This is a genomic window from Natronosalvus vescus (assembly GCF_023973145.1).
In the GTDB taxonomy this organism is placed as follows: Archaea; Halobacteriota; Halobacteria; order Halobacteriales; family Natrialbaceae; genus Natronosalvus; species Natronosalvus vescus.
Genome location: NZ_CP099546.1, coordinates 3,053,845 through 3,073,244 on the forward strand (window position 1 = coordinate 3,053,845; position 19,400 = coordinate 3,073,244).

Sequence of the window (19,400 nt, forward strand, 5' to 3'; positions counted from 1 at the left end):
CCGGTTCGGGTAACCGATTCAAGTTCTCCGCTTCGTGGCGGTTCGTCCGGAGATGACTGCAGGGACGTCTCCTCACTACGTGCGACATCGACACTGTTCTCGAAGCGCTGGCCACACTGGACAGGCTGGAACGCACGCGTGTAGTCGGCACGAGACGCTCGAACGACCTCGAACGGTTACGTCGATACTCGAGACCCGTTCCTCGTTCCCAGCAACCGGGCTGCAGTATTATGTGTCACGTCGTCGACTAACCATCTATGGCACTGGCGAGACACGGCTCCGGACTCGAGGTGACAGGTCGAGCGTATCTCTCACAGGTACACCCAGTCTTCATGTTGCCCCCGCTCGCCGCCTCGCTGTTCGGCGGGATTCTGGTCGGCTCCCTCGAGCCGGTAGTAGCCTCGGTTCACGTCCTCGCGATGTTCGCCGCGGTCTACACCGCCCACGTCAAAGACGGCTACGTCGACTTTCACGTGCGCGGGGAGGACGACGACCACCCCCTCACGGTCGCCGGCTGTCGACTCGGGCTGGTGGCGTCGACCGCGCTCTTTGTCGCGTGTTGTCTGGCCCTGTTCGCGCTCGTCGGCTGGGGTGCCGTCGCGGTGACCGTCCCGACCTGGCTGATCGCGTATCTCCACGCCCCACAGCTAGATATGCACCCCGTGACGGCGACCGCGGGGTACCCGGCAGGGATCGCCCTCAGCCTCCTCGGGGGCTACTACGTACAGGCGACGGCACTCGACGTGTTGCCGATCGGGTTCGCGCTCGTCTTTCTGACGTTGCTGTCGGGGATCAAGGTGATCGACGACGCCAAAGACTACGACTACGATCGCTCCATCGACAAGCGAACCGTCGCCGTGGTTCTCGGCCCCGCTCGAGCCACGACCGTCGCCTATGGGCTGATGGTCACCGGGCTGGCCGTCGTCGGTCTGCTCGCACTGACTGGCACCTTCCCGCTGGGGGCGCTCCTCGCGATCGTCGCCTTCGGGGTCGTCGCCCTCTTCGCGCGACGGGCACCGCCTCGGCTCGCGACCATGCTCCTTATTCGGGGCACGTATCTGTTTTTGGCCGTACTCGTCGCTGCCGTCTGGTTCGAGCCGCTGGCGACGGTGGGCGCGATAGTGTAACTGTGCTACAACACGGATTCTTCGACCGTCGGACTCATGCTGCCGGTGTGAGCGTAGACGCCGACGACGAGGATGAGGCCCGCGAGGAGGGCGATCCCGGCGCTGATCGCGTACATGATCGAGAAGCCGATGGTCTCGGCCAGCGGCAGCGAGATGAGCGGGCCGAGGCCGCCGCCGACGTCCCCCAAAATGTTGTTCGTTCCCATCGCCCGCCCCATCCGCTCCTCGGCGGTGAGGTCGGCTAACAGCGCGGTGAGCGGGCCGCCGACCCCGCCCTGGCCAGCACCGATGAGGATGCAGCCGACGACGACCGAGAAAAATGATCCGGCGAGAGTGAGCACCAGAAATCCGATGCAGTTGAGCACGAGAAAAAAGACCAGAACGGGCACTCGAGCCCCGACGGAGTCGCTGAGGACGCCGCCTGAGATCGTGAAGATCGCGCCCATCAGGACGGTGATGGCCATCAGCATGCCCGAGGTGCCCTGTTCGCCGAAGACGACCGCGTAGCCGAGTATCTCCGTCGAGATCGTAAGCGATTCGACCCGCAGGTAGATCACCAGCGTCGAAAACAACACGCCGACGTACGCGAAGTAGAGCCCGAAGTTGACGAAGCCGACCGTCAGCGCGGGGACGGTCAACTCGAGATCCCAGGGTTTGACCGAGGTATCCGTCTCCTCGACGTGGGTCTCAGGCACGACGACGAAGGCAATGACGCTCGCCAGGCCGGCGAATGCTGCGGCGAGGACGAAGGCCGCGGAGTTGCCGTACAGTTCGCTGACTATTCCTCCGAGCACCAGTCCCGCGGGAAAGCCGAAGGTGATGCCTGCCCGGACGATCCCCATGCTCGTCCCACGGGAGTCGGCGTCGCTCACGTCGGCGGTAATCGTGTAGGCGGTCGCGAAGACGAGTGCGCTCCCGAGCCCCCAGAGGACGCGAGCGAGCAGGAACCAGACCTCCGGATTGGGGGATACGAGACCGACGGCCCCGCCGAGGAAGGTGTCGGGTCGCGACGCGTAGATCGCCAGCACGTAGCCGAACGTTGCGACGCCCTCGATGGCGAGGCCGACGACGAACGGCTTCCGGGTGCCGATCCGATCGACCAGGATGCCCGCGGGGGCGTTCGCGACGAGCCTCGTCCATCGGTTCGCGGCGAGAATCAGGCCGACCATCGCCGCCGAGATACCGAGCACCTCCCCAAGGTTCGGCAGGATGGGGAAGATCACGCCGCCACCGAACCCGACGAAGAAGGTGCTCACGACGACGGCGAGCACGATCCGGCGAGGGGTGTGGTCAGGGTTCGAATCGGACACGGCGATCGGCTCGTTATTTCGTTTCGATACACTCGATTTTTCGGCGAGGGATTTGGCTCTTGTGAAGTGAGCAAACGCCACGATCAGAGAAACGGGTTCGATCCGGTTGCCTGCTCGAGGCGAGCGGGCGAATACTGCTGGCTGTTTCAGGCTCGAGAACGACCAATTGCGCGATAAGCGGAAGACGCAAATCCCGCGTCAAAACGTGTCGAGTTCGCCGTCGATCACACGCTTGGTGATGTCGGTGACGTTCGCCAAGCCGTCGTCGACGATGGCTTCGATCTCGTCGTGAACGTCCTCGAGGTTGACGCCCTCTTCGGTGACGACGTGGACGTCGGCGACGTGGGGTTCGTCGATCGGGCGACCAATCTGGCTCAGGAGACGAACGCGCAGGTCGCGGATCCCGTCGACCTCGCTCACGACGGATTCGGCGATGTCGGTCGAGAGCAGGTTGTAGATCTTGCCGATGTGGTTGACGGGGTTCTTTCCGCTGGTGGCTTCCATCGACATCGACCGGTTTGGCGTGATCAGGCCGTTCGCACGGTTACCGCGACCGACTGAGCCATCGTCGCCCTGTTCGGCGGAGGTGCCGGTGACGGTGAGGTAGATCGAGCCCGATTCGACGTCGTCGGCGGTGTTGACGTAGACCGAGACGTTGCGGTCGGTGTACTCTGTGGCGACGTCGGCTACGAATTCCCGAACGGAATCGACGGCGTCGACGTAGCTATTCATGTCTGGGACGTGCTCGTCGATCATCGCCGCGGCGACAGTGACGTCGATCTGATCGCCTTCGCGTTTACCCATGATCTTGACGTCCGAGCCGAGGTACGGGTTCTCGGCGGCGAACTCGGTGTTCAGCCGCTGTTCGGCGTTGTAGACGATCTGCTCGGTCTCCGAGAGTGGCGCGTGACCGACGCCAAAACTGGTGTCGTTCGCCATCGGTACCTGTACTTCGTCCTCGCCGAAAACGTCCTGGAGGTCGCCGCTTCCCTCACCAAGTTTGACGTCGACGACGATATCCTCGCCGAATGTAAGTTCCGGAATCTCGGCCTCGAGGTACTCGCGAGCGGCCGTCAGCGCGATGCGCTCGGTGGGGATCGTCTGGCCCCCGTAGTGTTTGGTCGCCCGGCCGACAATTAGGAGGTAGATGGGATCGACGACTTCGCCGCCGCCGAAGGCTGGTGCGGCTTCGCCGGCGACGAGCTGTGTCTCGTCGGTGTTGAAGTGGAGAACCTTGCCGACGCGGTCGAGGTACTCGCGTGCGAGTGCCCCCGCGACGCTCTCGGCGATGCCGTCACTGATGGAATCGGGGTGGCCGATCCCCTTTCGTTCGACGATTTCGACCTCCTGATCCTCGACGGCTCGGCGGTCGATCGGTTCGACCCTGATGTTCCGTTCGCTCATTACCCGACATTTCACTGGGGTGGTTCTATAACTTGCGAAAACGTTGGTGCGACGAAAGATAACTTGAGGTAATATTGGCGCAGTCAGGACTCGAGTACCAGCTCGAGATAGGACGTCCTGATCTGCTCGTCCGGGTCGAGGTCGAGGCGTTCGAGGAGTCGCTGTGCCCCCTCGCGAACCGATTCGACGTCGGCTTCGGTTTCGGCCTCGGCTTCGACCTCGAGGAACTCGCCAGCGCCGTCGACCGTATCCAAGGTGATCGTATACCCCTCGAGGGCGTATCGCTCGCGACGTTTGCGTACCGTCGCCGCCGGTTCGAATCCGAGCGTCGTCAGGGCGGCGTCCATCGCTTCGTCGTCGCCGACCGTGGTCTCGTGTTCGATTCGGGTCTTCGACTCGGCCTCGAGCAGCGGGCCCTTGTAGGTGAGTCTGCTGTCGGTGTCGCTCGCTCCGTGTGCGCCTGACTCGCCCGATGTCGGGCCGTTCGATTCCTGTGCACCCACCGTCGGTGGACTGGAGTCACGGACAGCCGACTCGCGACGAATTCGAAGTGCCTCGTCCGTCTCTGGAAACGAACGATGGGGCGCGTCGTAGTACGTATCCTCCTGGAGCAGGGTCGACTCGTGGTCGGCTCCCGCGGCCTCGAGCCGTTTCCGAACGTCGTCGAGGACGGCGGGCACCTTGAGTTCGACTTCGTACATGTCTCGTTGAACGAACGGCCGCCATACGAACGTGTCGCTCCTCGATTCACCGTCTCGACGCCGATTCGCGACGCTCGACCAAAAACGTCGGTCTTAAATGCAGACAGCGGGTCGTATCACGTATGACTGAGGATCAGGAGGCCGAGTCCGAAGCACCGGCCGATGACGTTGAAGCGGACGTCGAAGACACCGATGATGCAGCAAACGGGCTACAGGACGGCGATTTCGTCAAGATTGCCTACACCGCTCGCACCGTCGACGGCGATCAGCTCGTCGACACGACCGACCCCGAGGTCGCCGAAGAGGAAGGCGTCGACCAGCAGGATCGAGAGTTCGCCCCGCGAACGATCGTCCTGGGCGAGGGTCACATCTTCGGTGACGTCGAAGACGCGATTCTCGGCAAGGAAGTCGGCACGGAAGGCGAGGTCACCATCTCAGCCGTCGACGCCTTCGGCGAGTACGACCCCGACGACGTCGAGACGATCAGCGCAGAGAAGATCGACGAGGACGACCGCTACCCTGGCGCGCACGTCCACGTCGACGGCCAGCACGGCTACGTGAGTACCATCATCGGCGGTCGTGCCCGCGTCGACTTTAACCACCCGCTGGCCGGTGAGGACGTCGAGTACACCTACGAGGTGCTCGAGGTCGTCGACGACCGTGCACAGCAGGCTGCGGGCCTGTTCGAGATGTACCTCGACGTCGAACCAGAACTCCACATCGAGACCGACGAGGTCGAAGAGGAGGTTCCCGTCGAGTCGGATGACGATGACGACGAGGACGAAGACGCCGAACCCGAGTTCGAAACCGAAATCGTCGAAAAGGAGACCCTCTACGTCGAGTCGACGCCACAGCTGACGATGAACCAGCAGTGGATGTTCTCCAAACAACAGATCGCCCAGGACGTCATCGACAAGGTCGGCGTCGACCGCGTCATCGTCCAGGAGGTCATCGACGGCATGGGTGGCATGGGCATGCCCGGCATGATGGGCGGCATGGGCGGCATGGGCGGCGGCGAGGAAGCCGACCTCGAGGCCGCACTTGAGGACGCCGACGTCGACGCCGACGAGATCGTCGAGGAGCTCGAAGCCGAAGCCGACGACGAGTAAGCACCAGTTTTCGCGTTTTACGCCGTGGTCGGAAAGAAATATAGTAGCTACAGCAAGCCAGTGTACACCTGATCGCCAGACGTGTCGGCGATCAGTGTGTACATCGTTACAGTTGTTACTATACTCCCAACTCAGGTCACCCCCAACCAATGGCTTCGAGCCGAAGTCACACCCCTAGTAACTTGGCCAACAGTGTAATGGTAGTTCATTTCATGCTTAAAGTAATGCGACAGTTTTTCCGAACACGTTCGGCCGTCGACGGTCGAACCGTTGTGATGGCACTCGGCGCTAGCTACGTCGGACTGGCGTTGCTTTTTGCCGCGTTCCCAACTGTCGACGACCTCTCTTCGGCAGCTATTGTAATCGTCGTGTTGTTTACCGCTTTTCCGGGTACAGTCCTCCTGTACGGCGGCTATCGGTTGACTCGAGCGGACATCCATGCCGCGTTATACGAACGTATCGCCGGCTGGGTGCTCGGTTCCATCGGTCTCATGGCACTTATCCTGTTCCTTTCGCAACTGGCGAGCGAAGTCGCCGGACTCGTTCCGAACCTGCTGATTCTCACCGCCCTCGCTAGCCTTGCTGGCTTCGGGATGGGTCTCTACGACGCTCAGGCGAGGACGCGAGCACGCGAAGCCGAACAGCGAAGTCGCGAACTCGCCTACCAGAACAATCGACTGGAGGGATTCGCTGGCGTGCTCGCACACGAACTCCGAAATCCGCTCGCGATCGCCAGGGGCTACCACGAGCAGTTAGATCCCCGAAACGAGGAGGCATCACGGGAGGTTGCCCTCGCCCACGACCGGATCGAGGAGATGATCGACATCCTCCTCATTATCGTCCGCGGGTCGGCCACGGACGCTGACGACGAGCCGATCGATCTCGCCGTTCTGGCCGATCAGGCGTGGAACGGGATTGACGATGGGACTGGATCGGAAACGCTCGAGGTCGCCACCAACGGCGCGATCCGGGGCGACGTCGTTCACGTCCACCACTTGCTGGTGAATCTCTTCCAGAATAGCGTCGAACACGCCCAGGCGGACGTGACCGTCCGTATTGGGGATCTCGAGGATGGATTTTTCGTCGAGGACGACGGCCCGGGTATCCCCGTAGAGCGACACGACGAGGTCGTCGAACCAGGCGTGACGACGAGTTCGCGCGGGACGGGGCTCGGATTGATGCTCGTCACGCAACTCGCCAGCCTGTACGACTGGGAGTGGACGCTCACCGAGAGCAGGGATGGCGGAACGCGCTTCGAGTTTACCGGTGTCGACCTCGTCGGGGACGCGAACTGACACCGATCCAGTCGCTCAAGGGGGCTGTCGTCAGTACCAGAGCACGTATCGCCCACCTCAGGCGATATCCCGACTCGTATCGATCTCGACCTGCTCGGTCAACTGGAGCTTGATGATCTCAGTCGGCGACCCGCCGCCACGGAACTTCGGAATCGCGAGGTGGTTTTCGATCTCGGTTCCCTCGAGTGACGTTCGTAGGTCGAACACCGCATCGGCGACGTGTTCCGTCGTGGGCCGGTTCGCGGGCGGATTCGGCCGCTTCAGACAATGGAGCACGGCGATGCTTCCCGTCTCGAGCATGTGGGATTTGAGGCCGTTGAGGAACTCGAGATAGCTGTCGGCGTCAGCCTGCTCGAGGACGTCCATCGTGTCGATGATAAGGTTCGCCCCGTCCGGCAGGGCGCTGATGAGTCGGTCGGCCTCCTCGAGCGGGTCGGCTTCGTTGACGTGGCGAACGGTGGGGCTGCCGACGCGGCTCCGGGAGGATTCGATGGCGTGGCGAACGACGTCGTCGGTGCGTTCGGTGGTCAGATAGAGCGTTCCCCGTGCGGCGGTCAGTTCGTAGAGCAGGAGTTCAGACTGGCTGGCGGGACTGGCGGTGTAGGCGACCATACAGCCGGGTGGCAATCCACCGTCTAACTTCCGATCCAGCACGTCGATTCCCGTTTCCAGCCGACCAACCATGCGATTGATGTGAATTCTCACAGCGCCTGCATAACTCTTTGGCCCGGTTGCAGGGTGAGTAGGCGCTCGAGCCGTTTGAACGTGGCTGGCAGTCCACCGCTCTCGGAACCAACCGTGTCAGCCAACATACGAATCACGGACGCAAACTGCCATGTTTTAAGCAAGCCCGGCACTGCGTTTCAGATGCCCAATGAAACTTCACGAGTATCAGGCGAAGCAGGTGTTCGCCGACGCCGGGATTCCCACGCCCGACTCGACGCTCGCGTCCGACGTCGACGGCGTGGTGGCGGCGGCCGAGGAAATCGGCTACCCTGTCGCGATCAAAGCACAGGTACAGGTCGGCGGCCGGGGGAAAGCCGGGGGGATCAAACTCGCCGACGACGAGGCAGAAGCCCGCGAGGCAGCCGACGCGATTCTCGGCATGGATCTCAAAGGCTACCACGTTGAACAGGTACTGGTCGAGCAGGCCGTCGACTTCACCGACGAACTGTACGTCGGCGTCACGATGGATCGCGGCGCTGGCAAACCCGTCGCGATGGTCTCGACGAAAGGCGGCGTCGACATCGAGGCCGTCGCCGAGGAAACCCCGGAAGCAATCGCTTCCGAGCACATCGACCCGGCCTTCGGCATGCACCCCTATCAGGCCCGCAAGGCCGTCTACGATGCCGGTGTCGACCGTGACCTGGCGCGTGACGTCTCGAGCGTCCTGACCACACTCTATCAGCTCTGGGACGACAGGGATGGCGCCGACGCCGAGATCAATCCGTTGATGGTCACGAGCGATAACGAGGTCATCGCGGCCGACGCCGTGATGAACATCGACGAGGACGCCCTGTTCCGCCAGCCCGAGCTCGCGGAAATGGAAGCGGACGCTGCGAGCGGCGACGCCCTCGAGCAGAAAGCCGACGAGTACGACTTCGACTACGTTCGCCTCGAGGGGAACGTCGGCATCATCGGCAACGGTGCCGGACTCGTGATGACGACGCTCGACCTGGTCGACCACTACGGTGGCGAACCCGCGAACTTCCTGGACGTCGGTGGCGGCGCAAAGGCCGCTCGAATCGCGAACGCGCTGGACATGGTGTTCTCCGACGACAACGTTGACAGCGTCGTCTTCAACATCTTCGGGGGGATCACCCGCGGCGACGAGGTCGCCAAGGGGATCAACGAGGCGCTCGGTCAGTTCGAAGAGATTCCAAAGCCGGTCGTCGTTCGCCTGGCTGGGACGAATTGGGAGGAAGGCATGGAGATTCTGAACGAAGACCTCGTGACGGTCGAACAGACTCTCGAGGACGCAGTCCAGCGTGCTGTTTCCTACGCTGATGAGGTGAACCAATGAGCGTACTCGTCGACGACGACACCCGCGTTGTGGTACAGGGAATCACCGGCGGGGAGGGTAAGTTCCACGCCGGCCAGATGATCGAATACGGGACGAACGTCGTGGCCGGAGCCGTCCCGGGGAAGGGCGGCCAGGAGGTTCACGGCGTACCCGTCTACGACACGGTCAACGAGGCGGTCGAAGCGGAGAACGCCGACGCATCGGTCGTCTTCGTCCCGCCTGCGTTCGCGGGCGACGCGATGTTCGAGGCCCTCGATACGGATCTTGACCTCGTCGTGGCGATCACCGAAGGTGTCCCGACCCAGGACATGGCGCGCGTGAAGCGTCGCCTGGACGAGACCAACACCTACCTGATCGGCCCGAACTGTCCCGGCCTGATCACGCCCGGCGAGGCGAAACTCGGCATCCTCCCTGGCAACATCTTCGCCTCCGGCGAGGTCGGCCTCGTCTCTCGTTCGGGTACTCTGACCTACCAGGTTGTCGACAATCTCACCCAGCGCGGGATCGGTCAGACCACCGCTATCGGTATCGGTGGCGACCCGATCATCGGCACGAGCTTCATCGACGCCCTCGAGCTGTTCGAGAACGACCCGGACACGAAAGCGATCGCCATGTGTGGTGAGATCGGTGGCGAGGACGAAGAGGAGGCCGCGGCCTACATCGACGAGCACGTCGACACGCCGGTCGCAGGCTTCATCGCCGGTCGGACGGCCCCGCCAGGAAAGCGGATGGGCCACGCCGGCGCAATCGTCTCCGGTTCCGGAACCGGCACCGCGGAGAGCAAGATCAACGCCCTCAACGACGCGGGCGTCCCCGTCGGCGACACGCCCGAGGAAGTCGCCGATCACATCGAGAGCTTCCTCTAGGGTCGCTACCTGTTTCCCCGTTCTGGTGATCGACTTTTCGTCGTGATGCTCACTGGCGAAGTGGACACTCGAGTGCCAATACTACTCTTTTTGTATCAATGGATTAGATGACCCGAATCGAGAGGGTTCAGTACGGAGACGCGCTGGTCTCGAGTCACGGGCCACCGGTGTGATCCTGCTCATCATGTCCGTTGTACACCGCCTGCCACAACACGTAAGCGAATCGCCTGCGACGCTCGCGGTATGGAGCGAATGCCACTCGGAATCTCGCGGTTCGATGCGATGATCGGTGGCGGAGCCCCGGCCGGAAGCGTCGTCCTCCTCGCCAGCGAATCCGGGGCGGGCGGACGGGAGTTCGCCTACACAGCGACGGCGATGAACGGGCTCGCCCACGCCGACGCCGACCTGTTCGAGTTCTACTACGGCGACCTCGAGCCCGGCGTCGCCCTCCCCGAGGCTGTCCACTACATTTCCTTTACCGGCGAGCGATCGGCCCTCGTCGACGAGATGGGCTTCGTCCTCGAGGACGACCTGGTCGAACGCGGCACCGACCCCGTCTCTTTTCGTGACCTCTCGACGGAGTACTTTCAGCTCACGCCGGTGCCGACCGACTGGTACAGCGAGACGCGTACCGATATCAGAAACTTAGGCAAGAGTACGAATCGGCGGGACGTCCTCGAGGCACTGGGCGATTATCTGACGACCCACGCCGCCGGGAATCTGGTCGTGATCGACTCAGCCACTGATTTGCTCGCCGCGGCCGGGAGCACTGATCGACTGGCTCGAACGGACCTCACGGTACTTCTGAAGGGGCTGAAACGGGCCTCCTACCACTGGGGCGGTATCGTCCTGTTGCTCGTGAACGTCGAAACGTTGACCGATCGGGAGTTCGGCCGCCTCAAAGAAGCCACCGACGGGACGCTCCGATTCGAGTGGGAGAGCGGCGGCTCAGAACGCGACCGCACGCTCGTCGTCGAGGAGTTCCGGGGCGTCCTCTCGCGGCTCGAGGACGAGAACATCGTCCGATTCGAGACAGAGATTCGGGACAGCGGCTTCGATATTAGCAACGTGCGCAAGATCCGGTGATAAGGGACGTTGCACCAGTGTACCGCCAACCACCGACGCGGGATCGGCGATCGGCGGTACGCGCGTACAACGATCCCTGTAAAACTGCCACAACCCCTAAGAGTCCATCGTTCCAATCGGTGGTAGATGGCGAGCGAGGATCACGAGGACGGAGCGGTTTCGGTTGCCCTCCCTGCCGACCTCGAGGACTGGCTCGAGGCGGAAGCGGCCCAACGCGGCGTCTCCCGCAACCAGTTCTGCCAGCAGCTCCTCTCCGCGATGCGGACGGCTGACGACGATACCGAGTTCGAACCCGCCGACGTCGCCGCCCTCGAGTCCCTCCGTACGGATCTCGAGAGCCAGCGCCGGGAGTTCATCGACCACGTCGAGGACGTCCGTGACCGCGTGATCCAGGTCAAAGGAGAAGCTGACGGGAAGGCGCCCGTCGATCACGACCACGACGACTACGCCGGCGAGGAGGCAGTCGAGACGCTCGAGGCTCGACTCACCGCTCTCGAGGATCAGGCGGATCAACTCGAGCAACTCGGCGAAACGGTCGATTCGGGGTTCGAAAACTTCGAGACTGTTCTCGAACACGTCCTCGAGACGACGGACGAACTCGACCGTCGGTCGACGACGCTCGCAAAGGCCGTCCTCGACCTCCGCGAACAGCGTGATTCCCTCGCGTCTCGGGAGCGACGGCGCTCGGAGGTCGACGAGCTCAGACTGGCGGCGAACCGCCTCGGCGTTCGGACGGCGACCTGTGAATCGTGTGCGGCCGCCGTCGACATCGCGCTGTTGACTGAACCGCGCTGCCCCCACTGCGGGAGCGCGGTTGCCGACGTCAGCGCGAAGACGTCCTTCTTCGGCTCGAACCGACTCGAGACCGGCGAGCCACCGGCATTAGCGCCCGGTGCTGAAGCCGCGGTCGAGACATCGGACGATGGATCCCTGTTCGAGACGGTCGAGGAGGATGCCGACGACTCGGCGACAGAACACGATGTAAACCCGGGTGAGAGAGATGCCTGAAGACGGTACATCGGAGGACGGAGACGCGTCGGATGCGGAGGGCGCCCGCTCCCCCCGTTCCGAATCGAGCGAGGTCGGCGACGACCACGACGAGTCCACGTCCGTCGCGTTCGACGAACGCGCGCTCGAGGCCGCCCCCGAGGACGGTGAGCCGACGGCAGCACGAGCACTCGAGGCTGCCTCCGAGGACGAGTCGGCGACAGATCCCCTCGCCGGCCTCGCCGACCGGGTTGTCGAGCACGGAGCCGAAACGGACGACCACGTCGCCGAGGAGTTGTTCGACCGCGAAGACGTGACCGAACTCGACAGCGACCTCCTCTGGGAGGAACTCGAAGGCGACGCCGACGCAGGCATCGACCCGGATCGAGACGACCGCGAGTACCGGACGATCTCGAAACGGAAGTACTGCCACCAGTGTGAACATTTCGCCGCCCCACCCGAGGTTGGGTGTACGAACGAGGGTACCGAGATCATCGAACTGACGTCGATGGACTCGTTCCGGGTCGTCGACTGTCCGGTAGTGCTCGAGGACGAGGCGCTCGAGAAGACGCACTAGGACGGTGAGCGACACGAATGCGGTGAGAGTCACGAAGGCGCTCTCCCCCAGTACGGATCGTTTTTGTCACTCGAGCGAGTAACCGGACGTATGCAGTTCTGTGGCGACTGTGGCTCGATGATGAAAGCCGACGGTGAGCACATGGTGTGTACGAACGACGACTGCGGAGCCACGATGGCTCGCGACAAAGAGCAGGAAGCGTCGTTCGTCACGACGGAATCCCAGACGTTCGACGACGTCATCGAGACGGACGAGAGCGCGAACTTCGAAGGGAAGCCGATCGCCTCGGATGTTCGATGTGACGACTGTGGCAACGAGGAAGCCTGGTATACGATCAAGCAGACGGCCTCGGCCGACGAGCCACCGACGCGATTTTTCAAGTGCACCGAGTGTGGCTATCGCTGGCGAGAGTACAATTGATGTCGACTCGAGGGTTGTAGAGGCCGTGACTCAGGGAACGTCCAGTCAGTGACTCGAGCGAACACTCACAGCCACCCGTGGACTATCCGCTCATCAGAAAGCATTTATGACAAAACTACAACTAAATAGCTATGCCGCCCACGACCCCCCTCCGCCGGCCAGCAGCCTATTTCGAGCAAACATCCCAGTCTCGTGTATCCGGCACCCTCGTATTCGTCGCCCACCTCATCGTCGACCTCGCCGCCGTGTTTTCCATCGTGTGGCTCCTATTTCGCCAGATCGACAACCCACCGGCAGGGCTCCAGAGCGAACTGTTCAGCCAGCTCGTCGGACTCGCCGTTTTCGGTGCGATCGTGTACGCCATCGCCTGGCTCCTCGTTAGTGCACTCATGCACGTTCTGAGCGGCGGTTCAGGCACTGATGGGACGTTTTGGGACGCAATGGACGTTGCCGGCTGGGCCTACGCACCGGAGATCGTGACAGCACCGCTGTTGCTCGCACTGGCCTGGAACTCGATCCGAGGGCTCACACTCGATGGGTCGGATCCACAGCGCCTTGTCGCACAACTCGAGACCCTCGAGAGCGCCGCACATCATCCGGTCAGCCTTCTCGTCGTCGCCATCGTCGTCGCCTGGAGCGTGTACATCCTCGCGAAGGGAACCGCAGCGACCCACGACGTCTCGACCGACAAGACGCTCCCGCCGGCAATCATCGTCGGCATCGGTGCGTTTCTGTTTGCCCTCGTCTGAGCAGCGACCTGGGGTCCAGCGACTCGATGTCGGATCTCGACGTGCAATGGGTCGCTCGAGTACTGTGGTGATATCGTGGCTCGAGATCGGCGCTTCGGTGTAGGACAGGATTCGAACCACGGTCGGAGCAAGCTCCTCCCTGGTTCGAATCCTTCGTCGCACATACACGTCTCTCACGTGCATTCGAGATGTTAGTGCGCGGGACAGGATTCGAACCTGCGGACGCCTACGCGACAGCGTCCTAAGCGCTGCGCCGTTACCACTTGGCTACCCGCGCTCGTTCTCGAGTAGTTTCTGACACGGCAAAGAAGGTATCGGTCTGATTGTCCCGTTATTACTGGGTCACCGGCTCTTCCGGTGACCAGTCCGGGGGCACGATGAACGTGATGTGTTCTGCGTCCCGTAGCTGGTGGAGCTCGGCCGCTTGTTCCGCCAGCGCCCGGTCTCGATACGGCATCTCGAGCCCGCAGCCAGTACAGACGAGTTTACAGGTTGGTTCGTTCATGAGTGGACGCCCCCGCCAGTCGCGTCACTGGTGCTTGGGAAGGGATGTGCTTTAGTAAGTGTGACCTAGTGAAATCGGACGCGAACGGCCAGTTTTTCGACGGGTTCGTAGCTGTGCGTTGTCTTGCGTAGCACGATATTGCTGTGAGTGTCTCAGTGCCCCCACACTCCGTTATGACGATACGACGATCGCGCCACAGCAACAGCCTCAATCAACCGTGTACTTATGAGCGATCACCACGGTATAACGGGTATGTACAACGCCAGCGCTCGCATCGAACACGAGTCCTGGCTCGAGGAACTCGAGCGAATCGCCGACCGGCTCGAACTCTCGAGTGAGGCGCGGTCGACGGCCGCAGATCTATTTCTCGCGAACGTCCCTGAATCGGATCGCTCGAAACGAGCGATGCTAGCGGCAAGCGTGTACGCCGGCTCACTCGTCGCCAGCGACGGCCGTACCCAGTGTGCCGTCGCCGACGCCGCCGATGTCTCCCGACTCTCGATCCAGCAGCGGTGGAAAGACCTGCTCGAGGACGCCGGTCTCGAGCCGCCGAAGTGGTAACGGATATCCCATGTGAATCGATTTACACATCGATCGCTGACTCGTCGTGTGACTGGGTGTGACTGCGACTTGCGATGGCTCCACTAGTCGGTCGCGAGGGCAGTCACTGAACGAATAACGTATCCCCGTGAGTGACTGTTTCGACGAATCCTCTGGCTGTAAGCGGCCACTACGCCACTGAAATCAGAAGAAGCGGAGATTACTGGTCGGAAAGGATGCCGAACGAACGGTGTTTGAGAGGGGTCGTCGTGACAGAGCGCCGATTGACGAGACCGACGCTCTCGATCAGGACGTCGGCTGACTCGAGCCCACTATTCTTCGTCAGACTCCTCGACGCGACCGAGACGCTTCGCCGCAAGTGCGGCACCGCCGGCGATTCCTGCCGCACCGACCGCTGCCCCAAACCCGGGCATGCCGTCGTCGGTGTCGTCGGACGTCCCGTCACTGTCATCAGTTTCGGTGTCGTCGGAATCGTCGTCGGTGTCGACGCCGTCGCCATCATCCTCGCCACCGTCATCGTCGCCGGGATCGTCCGCATCTGAACCCTCGTCCTCGTCGCTCGAGTCGTCATCATCCGGTGCATCCACGTCGCCGGCATCCGGGAGATCGACGTCGCCGAGGGCGACGAACGGCAGTTGCGGGAGCGAGTCGTCTGAATCGGCGAGCAACTCGGTGCGGTCGACGCCCTCGGGGGTTACCATGTCCATGACCCGTGGATCCGTCGATCCAGAGCCGCCGCCGATGACGTACTCGTCGGCCTCGGGGGCAATCCCCCGGATGTTCCCCTCACCGAAGCCGTCGAACGGTGCCACGAGTGCCGACATACCAATGGCGCCGTCGGCGTCGCCGTCCCAGCCAATCGAGTCGGCAGGAACGCGAATCGAAACGGTTCGTCCCTCGACGTTCGTTTCGACGTCGGACGTGACAGTGTCGCCGTCGGCGTCCTCGACGCTCTCGTTCGATTCGCCGTTGACGACGATTCGGTAGTGATACGGCGAGGCCATATTGGCGTGGAGACCGGAGCGTCCCTCGACGGCTTCGGGGCCGTCAGCGTCCGGATCGTAGACGTAGATCTGGTAGAACTGGTGGGAGAACGGTCGCGGGAGTCCCCACGGGTTCTCGACCTCGGTGGCCATCGTGAACGCGAACTCGACGTGATCACGCGAGGCCGAGACCGTCAGTTCGTCGATGTCCCAGGCTCCCTCGTAGAAGTCGTCACTGGTCGGGTACTCGTAGGTGCCCGGCCCATACGGTTCGCCCGTTGTCTCGTCGAACCGGGCCACCTCCTCGAGCGCCGTCGCGAGCGGGACGTACGGAATGGTCGCGAGCGTGCCGTCGCTGTAGGCGAGCGCCTGGAACTGCGGGACGTCCCCCGGCGTCGTCACGTCGATGACGTTCGGGGCGGAGTCGTTCTGTGCGCCGCCGAAGGTCGTCTCCGTCGAATCGTCGGTAACCTGTCTGACGTTCCCCGGCGCGTCCGGATCGTAGCCCAGCATGAGGACGGCTAGTTCCATCGACTCGAGGGCGGTGTCGAACGCATCCTTGGGAACGTCGATCAGGATTGAATCGTCCGCAGGATTGGCCGCGAGGTCGCCCTCGACGAGGAGCGTCCCGTCTGGTGCTTCGACGCGAGTGCCGTGTTCGCCATCGACGACGACCCGGTACTGGTAGGCCTTCTCGAACGTCGCTTTGACGCCTTCTCGGGCGTCTGTGTCGCCGTCCTTCGTGCCGTCGTGCAGGTAGACCTGCAGGTGTTGTTCCGAGAAGCCGCCGTCGTAGTCCGCGTGATTCTCGAGGTCGCCACCGATTTCGGCGCGGAACTGGTAGGTGTCGCCGCCGTCGTGGACGCTGAGGCTCGTGAGATCGAAAATGCCGTGGGAGAACCGGTCGCTAGTGGGATACCGGTACCGGCCATCCCCGTCGTCCGTTCCGGGCGCGACAGCGAGGTTGGCGATACGGTCGCCGGTTGCGAAGAACGTCGGCGTCTCGAGGATGGCGACCGAATCGACCTCAACGGTCAGGCGCTCCTCGCTGGTGGACACAGAGACGTCCTCGCCGGTGAAGGCGTCCGTCTCGTGGACGTCGCCGCGCAGGTCGACCGTCGCCGGGTCGTCGGGTTCGAAGTTGACGATGACGACCGCTCGTTCGGGCCCGGCGACGTCCTCGAGGTGGCTGGCGTCGCGACCGAAGACGAGCACGCGGTCGTCGGACTCGTACCACTCGCCCACGAGCGCCGCGTCGTTCTTCAGGACGTCGAGGTCGTGGTAGGTCGCGATCAGTTCCCTGTAGAACTCGAGGTGTTCCTCGTCGTAGGCGTCCCAGTTCATGAACGCACGCTGGCGGCCGCCGGGGCGGACGTCGGAGCCAGTGTCGATGGAGCCGTCGGCACCGACGCCGCGCGGGTCGTCCTCTCCCAGGTGTCGCCCCTCGCCGTAGCGGCTGATCTGGCGCTCCTGGCCGTAGTAGACGAACGGGACGCCGGGGAGGGTGACGCCGGCAGCCCAGCACGCCCGCTGGATCGCCGCGCCGCGATCCCACTCCTCGTCGTCGACTGCGTTGTGGTCGGGGTCGTGCATGTCGACGACGGTCTGGTTGAGCAGTCGGACCTCGTCGTGGTTTTCGACGGCGTTGAGGAGGAGGGAGTAGTCGGGGAACCCGTCAGTTTGCCGGGCGCGGACGTCGTCGTAGAGGTTGCTCGGCGAGGCGAGTCCGTTGGCGACGTCGTGAGTCGTCGTCGTGAATCCGTCGGTGTCGAAGTGCATGTCGAACTCGTTCTCGGAGAACGCCGGATCCTTCGGGATCGCCTCGTCGAGCATGAGGAACTCGCTGTTGTTCGAACGAACGACCTCACGAACGTCCTTCCAGATGCTGTGGGGCGCTCCCCAGGCAATGTCACACCGGAAGCCGTCGACGCCGACCTCACCCGACCAGAACTCGGCGATCGAGAGGATGTGTTCGCGGACGGCGACGTTGTCGAGGTTCCAGTTGGGCATGACGCGCAGCCCCCAGAAGCCGGTGGTCTGTGGGGCGGGGTCGACGATCTCGCCGTCGAGCGTGACGGGAGCCTCGAGGCGATCCCACCAGTCGAAGTACTTCGAGTCCTCGTCCCAGGCGTGGACGGGGGGATACTCCCAGTCTGGGGCTGGCGATTCGGTGCCCTGCTCGGCGATGGTGTCCTGGAAGAACGGGTGTCCGCGACCGGCGTGGTTGATCACCAGGTCAAAGACGACCCGGATGTCGCGGTCGTGGCAGGCGTCGACGAAGGCCGTGTACGCCTCGACGGGATCCATCCCGTCTGGGGTCAGATCCTCGGCGATGCCGAAGTAATCGTTCGTGTCGTAGCCGTGAGGGCCACCGCCCGGCAACTCGTCCTCCTGGAAGCCCGAGCGGTTGTCGTGGCCGAATAGCTTGTCGACGCTCTCGGCGGGGACGACCGGCGTCAACCACACCGCGTCGACCCCGAGATCGTCGAGATACTCGACGCCGTCGATGAGGTCGTCGAACGTCGTTTCGCCCCGCTGACCGGCCCATGATCGGGGGAAGATCTGGTACATCACGCCGTCTTCCATCCACTCCGGGGCGCGATTCGGGAGTGAAACTTCGCCCTCCGGGTCGAGTTCGATCGAATCGACCATGCTCTGTGTGGAACCGTCGTATGCGACGGCGTGGACGCGTGCGGACTCCCCCTCGAGCGCGTCGACGGGAACGCGGCCGGTCAGGCCATCGACCTCGATGGCTTCGGTCTCGAGGGCGTCCCGGTCGTCGGCGAGGAAGACGACCTCGAGGTCGTCGCGTGTTGCCTGGCTGTTGGGCGCGAGCTGGGCGTTCGTCTCGATAACGTAGGTGTCGTCTTCGAAATGCCCGTCGAGTGCGAGGCGCGGCGACCCACCTGATGCCGCCTCCGATTCTGGAAACGCGTGGATCGTGAGTTCGTGGATGCCGTCGGGCGCCTCGAGCGAGAGGACGTACGTCCCGGGCACGTCGGCTTCGAACTCGGTGACGTTGTCCCGGCCCTCGTTGTACCGGGGTCGCTCGGGATCGAGCGAGGACTGGTAGGTGAGTTCAGCCTCGCTGCCCTCGGGTGCCTCGAGGATCGACCAGGCGAAGTCGTCGGCGTCGTAGCCGTCCGGGTCGGGCGTCGCTTCAGGGACGCGGGGGGCGAGGTTGTCCCGGCCACCGATGAGTTCGGGGCCGACGAACGCCGAGTTCCAGAGCTTCTCGCCGGCCGTAACGAACCGGGGATGGCCGGGGTGGTAGGAGTCGATGCCGCTCGCGGTCAGATCGTCCGGCACGCTGGCAGTGACTGAGCCGCTCAGGCCAGTCAGTAGCCCAAGTGCGCCCAGGCCCGCCATGCCGCCGAGTACCGTTCGTCTGCGGAGCGCCGTCAGGTCGTCGTCGCGTGTGTGATCGCTCATGGATGGGGTGGCTGTTCCGTCCGCTTGTCGATGACGTGGGTCTGTGTTGGCGTGTCCCGTGTCACCTCGCCGAACGGAATGTGCAAGTAGGGTGTAATTATTCACCACACTTAGCACTATTTACAATCTTTTTGATATAAAGTGGTGATTCCTCTCGAGAGACTAATCGGTGAAATCAGTGCGTTCCGCCGACAGCAGCACAGAATCGTGAAAGGAGCAGCCGACAGGGGGTGCACGAGGAACGCTACGCGCTCGATACTCGCGT

General features: G+C 63.1%; 17 protein-coding genes and 1 tRNA gene. 11 read left to right on the forward strand and 7 right to left on the reverse strand.

Annotated features, from left to right (window positions below):
• The first annotated feature begins 257 nt into the window (after nt 1–257).
• Nucleotides 258–1,127, forward strand: coding sequence for a UbiA family prenyltransferase (locus tag NGM68_RS14635; protein WP_252698976.1), 870 nt, complete (start codon nt 258–260; stop codon nt 1,125–1,127).
• Between the two features lie 5 nt (nt 1,128–1,132).
• Here NGM68_RS14635 and NGM68_RS14640 read toward each other — a convergent pair whose 3' ends face one another.
• The 3 genes from NGM68_RS14640 to cyaB form a co-directional block, all read right to left on the reverse strand.
• Entirely contained in the window at nt 1,133–2,437 is a 1,305-nt protein-coding gene (locus NGM68_RS14640) for an MFS transporter (RefSeq protein ID WP_252698977.1), read from the reverse strand.
• A 198-nt stretch (nt 2,438–2,635) separates the two neighbouring features.
• Nucleotides 2,636–3,841, reverse strand: a complete 1,206-nt coding sequence (locus NGM68_RS14645; RefSeq protein WP_252698978.1) for a methionine adenosyltransferase — start codon at nt 3,839–3,841, stop codon at nt 2,636–2,638.
• 83 nt (nt 3,842–3,924) lie between these two features.
• Complete coding sequence (gene cyaB, locus NGM68_RS14650; RefSeq protein WP_252698979.1) at nt 3,925–4,542, reverse strand: class IV adenylate cyclase; 618 nt, start codon at nt 4,540–4,542, stop codon at nt 3,925–3,927.
• A 122-nt stretch (nt 4,543–4,664) separates the two neighbouring features.
• On the opposite strand from cyaB, the gene NGM68_RS14655 reads away from it, so the two are divergent.
• Entirely contained in the window at nt 4,665–5,651 is a 987-nt protein-coding gene (locus NGM68_RS14655; RefSeq protein ID WP_252698980.1) for an FKBP-type peptidyl-prolyl cis-trans isomerase, read from the forward strand.
• Nucleotides 5,652–5,926: 275 nt separating this feature from the next.
• Nucleotides 5,927–6,946, forward strand: a complete 1,020-nt coding sequence (locus NGM68_RS14660; RefSeq protein ID WP_252698981.1) for a sensor histidine kinase — start codon at nt 5,927–5,929, stop codon at nt 6,944–6,946.
• Between the two features lie 57 nt (nt 6,947–7,003).
• On the opposite strand, the gene NGM68_RS14665 is transcribed toward NGM68_RS14660, so the two are convergent.
• Nucleotides 7,004–7,630 carry an RAD55 family ATPase gene (locus NGM68_RS14665; protein ID WP_252698982.1) on the reverse strand — a complete coding sequence of 209 codons (627 nt, stop codon included), beginning with the start codon at nt 7,628–7,630 and terminating at the stop codon, nt 7,004–7,006.
• Between the two features lie 190 nt (nt 7,631–7,820).
• On the opposite strand from NGM68_RS14665, the gene sucC reads away from it, so the two are divergent.
• The 7 genes from sucC (at nt 7,821) to NGM68_RS14700 (ending at nt 13,654) form a co-directional block, all read left to right on the forward strand.
• On the forward strand, nt 7,821–8,969 hold the full coding sequence (sucC, locus tag NGM68_RS14670; protein WP_252698983.1) for an ADP-forming succinate--CoA ligase subunit beta: 1,149 nt from the start codon (nt 7,821–7,823) through the stop codon (nt 8,967–8,969).
• On the forward strand, nt 8,966–9,835 hold the full coding sequence (gene sucD, locus NGM68_RS14675; protein WP_252698984.1) for a succinate--CoA ligase subunit alpha: 870 nt from the start codon (nt 8,966–8,968) through the stop codon (nt 9,833–9,835). Before sucC ends, sucD begins: the two co-directional genes overlap by 4 nt.
• A 243-nt stretch (nt 9,836–10,078) precedes the next feature.
• Nucleotides 10,079–10,921 carry an RAD55 family ATPase gene (locus NGM68_RS14680; protein WP_252698985.1) on the forward strand — a complete coding sequence of 281 codons (843 nt, stop codon included), beginning with the start codon at nt 10,079–10,081 and terminating at the stop codon, nt 10,919–10,921.
• 126 nt (nt 10,922–11,047) lie between these two features.
• Nucleotides 11,048–11,929: a hypothetical protein gene (locus NGM68_RS14685; RefSeq protein WP_252698986.1), complete on the forward strand. Its 882-nt coding sequence runs from the start codon at nt 11,048–11,050 to the stop codon at nt 11,927–11,929.
• Entirely contained in the window at nt 11,922–12,485 is a 564-nt protein-coding gene (locus tag NGM68_RS14690; protein WP_252698987.1) for a DUF1818 family protein, read from the forward strand. The genes NGM68_RS14685 and NGM68_RS14690 overlap by 8 nt, the downstream gene beginning before the upstream one ends.
• A 90-nt stretch (nt 12,486–12,575) precedes the next feature.
• Nucleotides 12,576–12,905: a transcription factor S gene (locus NGM68_RS14695; protein WP_252698988.1), complete on the forward strand. Its 330-nt coding sequence runs from the start codon at nt 12,576–12,578 to the stop codon at nt 12,903–12,905.
• 131 nt (nt 12,906–13,036) lie between these two features.
• Nucleotides 13,037–13,654, forward strand: coding sequence for a Yip1 family protein (locus NGM68_RS14700; RefSeq protein WP_252698989.1), 618 nt, complete (start codon nt 13,037–13,039; stop codon nt 13,652–13,654).
• A gap of 195 nt (nt 13,655–13,849) precedes the next feature.
• Here the strand turns inward: NGM68_RS14700 and NGM68_RS14705 are convergent.
• Nucleotides 13,850–13,931, reverse strand: a tRNA-Leu gene (locus NGM68_RS14705).
• Nucleotides 13,932–13,988: 57 nt separating this feature from the next.
• A complete protein-coding gene (locus NGM68_RS14710; protein WP_252698990.1) occupies nt 13,989–14,159 on the reverse strand; it encodes a hypothetical protein in 171 nt (56 codons plus the stop codon).
• 252 nt (nt 14,160–14,411) lie between these two features.
• Here NGM68_RS14710 and NGM68_RS14715 point away from each other — a divergent pair, with 252 nt between their 5' ends.
• Nucleotides 14,412–14,720, forward strand: coding sequence for a cyclin family protein (locus tag NGM68_RS14715; protein WP_252698991.1), 309 nt, complete (start codon nt 14,412–14,414; stop codon nt 14,718–14,720).
• A gap of 311 nt (nt 14,721–15,031) precedes the next feature.
• On the opposite strand, the gene NGM68_RS14720 is transcribed toward NGM68_RS14715, so the two are convergent.
• Nucleotides 15,032–19,135 carry a glucodextranase DOMON-like domain-containing protein gene (locus NGM68_RS14720; protein ID WP_252698992.1) on the reverse strand — a complete coding sequence of 1,368 codons (4,104 nt, stop codon included), beginning with the start codon at nt 19,133–19,135 and terminating at the stop codon, nt 15,032–15,034.
• Between the last annotated feature and the right edge of the window lie 265 nt (nt 19,136–19,400).